5 protein-coding genes are annotated in these 8,613 nt (G+C 27.4%); 1 reads left to right on the forward strand and 4 read right to left on the reverse strand.

The window, feature by feature from the left end; genetic code table 11:
• Positions 1-1,507: DNA polymerase III subunit gamma/tau (gene dnaX, locus KJQ99_RS07825; protein ID WP_502756517.1), on the reverse strand; the 1,507-nt coding region annotated here is incomplete at its 3' end.
• Positions 1,500-2,819 (reverse strand): transcription termination factor Rho, encoded by a 1,320-nt coding sequence (gene rho, locus KJQ99_RS07830; protein ID WP_214118675.1) that lies wholly within the window; start codon positions 2,817-2,819, stop codon positions 1,500-1,502. The genes rho and dnaX, both read right to left, overlap by 8 nt.
• A gap of 87 nt (positions 2,820-2,906) precedes the next feature.
• On the opposite strand from rho, the gene KJQ99_RS07835 reads away from it, so the two are divergent.
• Positions 2,907-5,246, forward strand: coding sequence for a heavy metal translocating P-type ATPase (locus KJQ99_RS07835; protein WP_214150464.1), 2,340 nt, complete (start codon positions 2,907-2,909; stop codon positions 5,244-5,246).
• A gap of 13 nt (positions 5,247-5,259) precedes the next feature.
• Here the strand turns inward: KJQ99_RS07835 and KJQ99_RS07840 are convergent, their stop codons facing one another.
• Both KJQ99_RS07840 and KJQ99_RS07845 read right to left on the reverse strand, forming a co-directional pair.
• Positions 5,260-7,263: an ATP-dependent helicase gene (locus KJQ99_RS07840; protein WP_214150465.1), complete on the reverse strand. Its 2,004-nt coding sequence runs from the start codon at positions 7,261-7,263 to the stop codon at positions 5,260-5,262.
• Positions 7,256-8,613, reverse strand: a 1,358-nt coding sequence (locus KJQ99_RS07845; RefSeq protein WP_350028276.1) for a sulfatase-like hydrolase/transferase, incomplete at its 5' end; no start/stop codon positions are given. The genes KJQ99_RS07840 and KJQ99_RS07845, both read right to left, overlap by 8 nt.

Raw genomic sequence — 8,613 nt, forward strand, 5'->3', positions numbered from 1 at the left:
CATAAATATTATCTTCATCTTCAAAAGCCATATTAGAATCTAAAAAATCATCGCTTTGATACTCAGGATATTTAATCTCTTCTTCATAAGTATTGTAATTATTTTGAAATTCCTGTTTTAAATTCTTATTTGAATTATTTTCAAAATTAGTATTATTTATTTTAGGATAATTACTTTCTTCTTTTATTGCTTCATTTTTTACATTTTGTTTCGTTAAATCGCTAATTAAAACTAATTTTGCATCATTAAAGATACTAGCAAATACATTCTTTACAACGCTTGTGTAATATTGCTTAAAATACTGCTTATCTTCTTCATTTTTAGGGTTGATTTTAATACAAAACTCACTACCATCAAAACTCACAAAAGAAGCACATTCTTTAAATATTTCTCCTAATTTATAATCTCTTTTAGCAATCATAGTTACAAAATTTAAGTAATCTTGCTCGTTTTTATTTATATTTTCTACTTTTAAATCTTCATCTATGCTTTTTAATTTTGTAGCGTCTTTTAGCATAAATGCTAAAATGTATAAAATAAATTCATCATCATCGCTAATCTTTGTCATATTTTTAGCCTTTGCTAAAATATGAAAAAATCTATCGTATAAAATTAAAGAAAAATTTGGATTTTTATTAGCAAAACTATCTTTTAAAAAAGAACTCATCTCATCAATTACCACACTTGCTTCATAAGATTTGGCAAGTTCTAAAAATCTAAAAATACCATTATCATTTGAGCTTAAAACATCAGCAAAAAATTGCTTTATAATATTTGGCTCTATTAAACCTAGCATTAAAGCTATGCTTTCTTTATTAAGTTTTCTTTGAGAATAAATTATGCCTTGCTCTAATAAAGTAAGGCTATCTCTTAAAGACCCGCCACCGCTTCTAGCAATAAGAGTTAAAGCTTCTTTTTCATAAGGAATTTGCTCATTTGCTAATATAAATTCCATTCTACTTACAATATCTTGTAAAGGAATTTTTTTAAATCTAAAATGTAAAACCCTACTTAAAATAGTAGCTGGTAATTTATGCACATCAGTTGTTGCTAAAATAAATTTAACATGACTAGGTGGTTCTTCAAGTGTTTTTAAAAGCGCATTAAAAGCTTCACGAGTAAGCATATGCACTTCATCAATTATAAAAATCTTAAATCTTGAATGAAGTGGTGCATATTTTGTATTTTCTATTAAATCTTGAATACTATCAATACCACGATTACTAGCTGCATCGAGCTCATAAATATCTATTCCATCATTACTAACGCAATTAGCACACATTCCACAAGGTTTTGAGCTAATCCCACGCTCACAATTTAGTGCTTTTGCTAATATCCTAGCAGAGCTAGTTTTTCCACTCCCGCGAAGACCAGAAAAAAGATAAGCATTAGCTATGTTTTTACTATCTAGTGCATATTTTAAACTCTTACTAACAGCACTTTGCCCTACTAAATCATCGTAATTTTTTGGACGATATTTAAGTGATAAATTTTGCATATTATTCATTTAATCCTGACAATAATTCTTCATTATTTTGAGTTTTTAGCATTTTTGCATATAAAAATTTAAGCGCTTCTACATCTTCCATAGAATTCATAGCTGAACGAATTGCCCAAATCTTAGGTAAATTAATTGGCCCTTGCAATAATTCTTCTTTTCTCGTTCCACTCTTTGTAATATTTATAGCTGGATATATTCTTCTATCTGAAATATTTCTATCAAGAACGATTTCACTATTTCCTGTTCCTTTAAATTCTTCAAAAATCACATCATCCATTCTTGAACCCGTATCAATTAAAGCAGTTGCAACTATTGTTAAGCTTCCACCATGCTCAATATTTCTAGCAGCTCCAAAAAATCTTTTTGGCTTATGAAGTGCATTTGCATCAACACCACCACTTAAAACCTTACCACTACTAGGAGTTGCAGTATTATAAGCACGAGCAAGTCTTGTGATACTATCAAGTAAGATTATTACATCTTTACCCATTTCTACTAAACGCTTAGCTTTTTCAATCACAAGTTCAGCCACACGCACATGATTTAATGCAGGTTGATCAAATGTAGAGCTAAAAACTTCACCTTTTACACATCTTTGCATATCAGTTACTTCTTCAGGTCGCTCATCAATTAAAAGCACTATTAGTTGGCTTTCAGGATGATTTTTAGCAATTGCAGTTGCTAATTCTTTCATTAATTCAGTTTTTCCTGTTCTAGGTGGTGCTACTATTAATCCACGCTGACCTTTTCCAATAGGTGTGAATAAATCAAGCACCCTACCCGTTAGCTTTAAAGGGTCGTATTCAAGTTGTAATTTTTCTGTTGGAAAAATTGGAGTTAAGTTATCAAATAAAGCTCTTTTTTTAGCTTCTGCTAAAGGTAAATAATTAATCGCTTCAATTTTTAAAAGTGCATAATATTTTTCTTGTTCTCTTGGCTCTCTTACTTGACCTGTTACGATATCGCCCACTCTTAAAGCAAATTTTTTAATCTGTGAATTACTAACATAAGCATCGTTTGCACTATCGCTTAAATTCGCATCCATAGCTCTTAAAAAGCCGTAACCTTCTTGGTTAATCTCTAAAATACCTGTAAAGAGTATAAAACCACCTTTTTTTGTTTGAGCTTTTAATATTTCAAACATTAGCTCTTGTCTTCTAAATTCCATCGGATTTTCAACACCAGCTTCGTTTGCGATTTCTATTAGTTTTTCAAGAGTTAGTAGTTTTAATTCTTCTATTTTATATCCATCTACTGGAATATGCTTTTTTTGATTTTTTTTATCTTGCTTTTGTTCTGTTTGTATATCTTTATCCATTGATTTCCTTATTTGTAAAAAACGAAGTATTAAAAATTATTTTATAAATTAAAAATAAAATTGTCAATAAAATTAAAGGAAATTATCTTGAAGTGCTCTCATTGTAAAATAGATTTTGATAAAAATAGTATGATTTTTCAAGGCAATAACGCATTTTGCTGTAATGGTTGTAAAAATGTTTTTAATCTCATAAACGAAAATAATTTAGAAGATTTTTATAAAAATGCTTCAAATTTATCTAAAATTAATGAGCAAATTTCTTATGATGAGAACTCTTTTTTCATAGAAAAAGAAAATAATTATGAAAAAATTTTAATTTTAATAGATAATTTACATTGCGCAGCTTGTGTATGGCTTATTGAAAAAATGCTGCTTAAAAATGAAGGCGTATTAGAAATTAATATAAATTATCAAACAAAAAGAGCAAGTATAGAATATAATCCTAATAAAACTAAAGCAAAAGATATATTAAACATAATAATATCTCTAGGCTATATCCCACTAGCTTACAATCCAAATACAACAATGAAAGCTAAAAGAACTCATATTGAGTTTTATTCAAAACTAATTGTAGCAATTGCTTGTGTTATGAATATTATGTGGCTTAGTATCGCAAGATATGCTGGGTATTTTTCTAGTATGGAGCAAAGCGTTCAAGATATTATTAATTTTGCTGAATTTGTTTTATGCACTCCTGTGCTTTTTTATAGTGCTTCATCTATGTTTAAGAGTGCAATTTCTGCTTTAAAAAATAAGATTTTAAATATGGATTGTCTAGTTACTTTTGGGGCTAGTTTGGTTTATATTTATAGTATTTATGCTATGTTTGCAAGACTTTCTTATGTGTATTTTGATAGCGTAGCTATGATAATTTGCTTTGTTTTTATAGGTAGATTTTTAGAACAATTATCATATAAACAAGCTTTAGAAAATATTGATTTTTTAAGTGATTTATTAAACGCTAGTGTAAATATTGTTAAAAATGACAAAATAGAAAAAATAAGCGTTACTAAAATAAAAAAAGATGATGTAATTAGAGTATTTTTAGGGGATAAAATCTTAATAGATGGCACTTGCAAAAGCTTACAAGCTAGATTAAATCTAAGTGCTATTACAGGAGAGAGTGAATTAGTTGATATTAAGCAAGGAGATTTTATAAAAAGTGCTAGCGTGGTTGAATGTGCTAGTTTTGATTACATAGCAAATTGCACTTTTCAAGATAGCTATATTAATAAACTTGCAAAATTACTAAATAAAACCAAAAAATCAAACCTAGAAAAACTAACTGATAAAATTGGTGTTTATTTTTGTTATGCGATTTTTAGCATTGCATTTTTGTGCTTTTTATATAATATGAGCGATATTCAAGAAGCAATTATTAGAAGCGTTAGTTTATTAATTATTGCTTGTCCTTGCGCTCTTGCACTTAGTGCTCCTGTTGGAAATCTTTTGTGCTTACACGAAGCTTTAAAGCTTAAAGTATTATTTAAAAACTCAAATTATATTGAAAATCTTAGTAAAATTGACATAGCTGTATTTGATAAAACTGGGGTTTTAACAAAATCAAAATTAGTATTATTAAGCCAAATAAATCTAAATGATTATGAAAAAAGCATTTTAAAAGCAATTTTAGATAAAAATAATCACTTCATAGCAAGTTCGTTAAATGAATATATAAAAGATACTAAACCTAGTTTAAAAGACTTTAAGCTCACGCAATTAAGCGGCTTAGGAGTGATTGCAGAATTTGAAAATGATAAATACTATCTAGGTTCTGCAAAATTATTAAATAATCATAATATTAATGCAAATTCTAAAAACGAAACTGAAATGTTTTTTGCTAAAAATGATGAGATTTTAGAGCATTTTGTATTTTCTAATCAATTAAATGATGATGCTTTAGAACTAATAAATTATTTTAAAAAGCAAAATATAAAAGTAATAATGCTATCAGGAGATAAGCAAAAGCCTTGTGAAAAAATAGCAAAAGAACTACAAATTGATGATTTATATAGTGAATGCTTACCCGAAGATAAGCTTAAAATAATTCAAAACCTTAGTAAAAATAATAAAGTCTTAATGGTAGGTGATGGCATAAATGACGCACTAGCTTTAAAATTAGCATTAGTATCAATTAGCTTTAAAAACGCTACTAATTTAGCCCTTAATTCAAGTGATATAATTATGCTTGATAATAAATTAATAGGCATTAAAAACTCTCATTTATTAGCAAAAAGAACTTATAGACTAATAAAAACAAACCTAGCATTAAGCTTTTTATACAATATAATTAGCATTCCATTAGCTTTTATGGGGCTTATAAATCCATTAATTGCTAGCATTTTTATGTCGCTTAGCTCAATTTGTGTGATACTTAATTCTATAAGAATTAAAAATTATGCTAAAAAAATAAAGAATTTAAAATAAGATTTAAATTCTTTTAATTTTTCTTACCTTCATCAATAAAAATTGAGCGTATTGCGTCTGTTTTATCATCTTCTTTTTGCCTTTTGGCCCAGCTCATAATAAGCTCGTCTTTTGCTCTTGTAAGTGCTACATAAAATAATCTTCGCTCTTCATCAATGCCCCCAGCACTTTTGCTAAGTTTTAGATTTGGAAATCTACCTTGCGCTAAGTCAATCAAATAAACAATTTCAAATTCTAAACCTTTACTAGCATGAACGGTTAAAAGCTGAACTCCTTTAGTATTTTCATAATCAATATTTAAAATAGTTTTTTCATAAAATTCTTTAAAAGTATTATAGTTTTTCGCATCGTCTAAAATATATTTACAATTATTTTTAATATTTTCTAGCTTTTGCTCTTTTATTTCATTTACGATTTTTGCACCTTTAAAAGAACGCTTAGCTGCAAGATTATTGATAATCAAGCTAAAAATCTTAGATGAATAAGCATTATTTAATAAAACACTAGGATTATCAATATTTTCATTTTCTTTTAAGAATTTATAAAGTTCTTCAAGAAAGGTTACGTTATCAAATTTTAACTCTTTTAACAATAAAACAGGATTATTTTTAAACTCGGTTGCTAAAAAGCTAAACTCACTTTGCTTAGCTTGATTTTGAGTGCTTGCAAACAGACCAAAAGCCTCATCGCTTTTAGCTAAAAAATCGTAATTATCTTTTTTAATAGGTCTTAAAATACCTTCTAATAAAGAACCATTTCCTAATTCTAAAAATGCTTTATAAATAATATTTACCTTAGCATTTCCAACACCTTTACTCTCTAATAAAATCCCTAAAAAGCTTAAAATATCACTATTTTTATTAGTTAAATTAGCTAAATTTATAAGAGTATTTATTTCTTTTAATTCATAAAAACTACTGCCACCTTTTCTAGCTATTTTAATACCCTTTTGCTTTAGGCTTCTTTCCATTAAATCACCACTTGAATTATTGCGATAAATCACTGCAATATCAGCTCTATTGTTTGCTTCAAGTTTGCTTAAAATATCATTGGCAATGAATTCATATTGTTCGTTTGCTAGATTAAAACTATGTAATTTAATAGGTTTTGTAGCTTCTTTTCTAGTTACGATTAGCTCTTTTGGATATAGCCTTTCGTTTTTTGTAATAACCCTATTTGCAAATTCTAAAATATTGCTAACACTTCTATAGTTTTTATTAAGTGAATAAATTCTAGCATTTTTATATCTATCTTTAAAACTTCCAATTATTTCTATATTTGCCCCATTAAACGCATAAATACTTTGGTCATAATCTCCTACACAAAAAAGAGATTTTTTAGGGATTGCATCTAAAATCGCACTTTGAAGATTATTTGTATCTTGATATTCATCTACTAAAACTTCATAAAAAGGCTCATTTTTATAATCATTTGTGAAAAAATCCTTAGCATTTAGCAATAAATCATCAAAATCATAATAATTATGAGCTTTTTTTTGCTCTTCGTATTCGCTTAAAACTTTGCAATAAAAATTAATATTATCGCCTTGCTCTTCATAATTAGTCTTTAAATATCCACGAAAATCATCAACTAAATTAGTATTATTAAACCTTGAATAAATATCGGCTAAATATGAATAATCAAACAAATCATCTTTATTAGGAGAATATTTTTCGTAAATACTTTTTAACAAGGCTCTTAATTCACTATTTCGCTTAAGCTGAATATTTTTATGCTTTTTAAGATATTCAAGACTAATTGCGTGAAATGTCCCACTTACAATGCCTTTTATCTTGCTTGAGCCGAGTTTTTTTTCAAGTCTTGCTATCATTTCACGAGCGGCTTTGTTTGTAAATGTAAGTAGCATAATGCTATTTGCTTTAGCACCATCATTTAATAATTTTTCTATCCTTGCAACTATTGTGCTTGTCTTTCCTGTTCCTGCACTTGCTATTATTAAATTACTACCTAAACTAGTATTAACCGCCGCAAATTGTTCATCATTTAATCTATTCAATTATGTTTCCTTTATAAACTAAATACCAAGAAAGTGCTTGAGCCATTCTCAAATACCCCCCCCCGCTAGTTATTTTTCCATTTTCAAATTCTATTTCAAAACCATATTTATTAGTAGCTAAAATTTCCTTTTTTTCTAACGAAAAACAAGGACTTCCGAAACTAAAATATTCATAACCTTTAGGGGCGATTAGGTTTATAATACTAGCACTTATATCAAGATGATTTGTTATCTTACAAGTTGGATAAATCTTAGTCTTTGGATAATACATTATAACAGGAACTAAGTGAGTGGTAAGCAAATCATTACTATCATCTATATTAAATCTTCCATAATGATCACCCGTGATTACAAAAAGACTATCTGGTTCATTTTGTGCTGTTTTTTCTATCCAATTTATTAAGGTTTTTTGATACCAATAAATGGTAGCTAGTTCGTTTTTATACTTTGTGCTTAGTTTTTCTATCTTATCAAATGGGATAGCAAAATCATTTTTTTGCATAAATGCTAAATCATAAGTTGGGTGATTTGTAGTTGTCATAATTATATTAAAATCAAATTCTTTGCTGTTTTTACCAGCATAAGCAAATAAAAAATCATCATAAGCACCCCAATAATTTTGATTAGGATAATTAAGATTTTCAAAATTTTCTTTAAATATATGTTCTTTATCATAGTTTTTATTAATTTGTAACTTATTAGTAAAATCAAATAATCCAGCCCAATTTCTAGCTCCACCAAAATAAAAATTAACTTCATAACCTATATTCTTAAATTGATTAATTAAATTAGTCTTAGGGGCTATAATATTATTAAATTTAGTAAAATTATCATCAGCATTATAATACACACCTAAAAATTGAGTTTGCAAACTTTCAGCAGTATTATTTGCATTATGAATTGCTGGTATATAGGTAGCTTTATGTTTAACAAAAGTATGAATATCACTAAATAAATCACTAAATTTATCTTGCATTATCCAATCAGATAAACTCTCACTTATTACATAATAAATCTTTTTTGGTTTTATTGTATTTTCATCTAATTTAGTTTGTTTTATATAATCATATATGTTTATTTTATTGTCTTGAGTATGAAAGAATTCTCTAGCAGCACTTAACTCATCTCCCACATTAAAATAAGCGAAATCTATATTTTTTAATTTTTTATAATCTTTCAATACCCCACCAAAACCTTTTAAATGTCCAAAAGTACTTGCTTGAAGGGCAGCATTATCGTAAGCTTTTGTAACATTAAAAAGGCTTTTTGCTTTAAATGAAAATTGCTGATTAATACTAAGCATCATAGAAAACGCAAACACTATAAATAGTGCTAACGAATACTTAAAAC

Source organism: Campylobacter sp. 2018MI13 (assembly GCF_018501135.1).
Classification (GTDB): domain Bacteria; phylum Campylobacterota; class Campylobacteria; order Campylobacterales; family Campylobacteraceae; genus Campylobacter_E.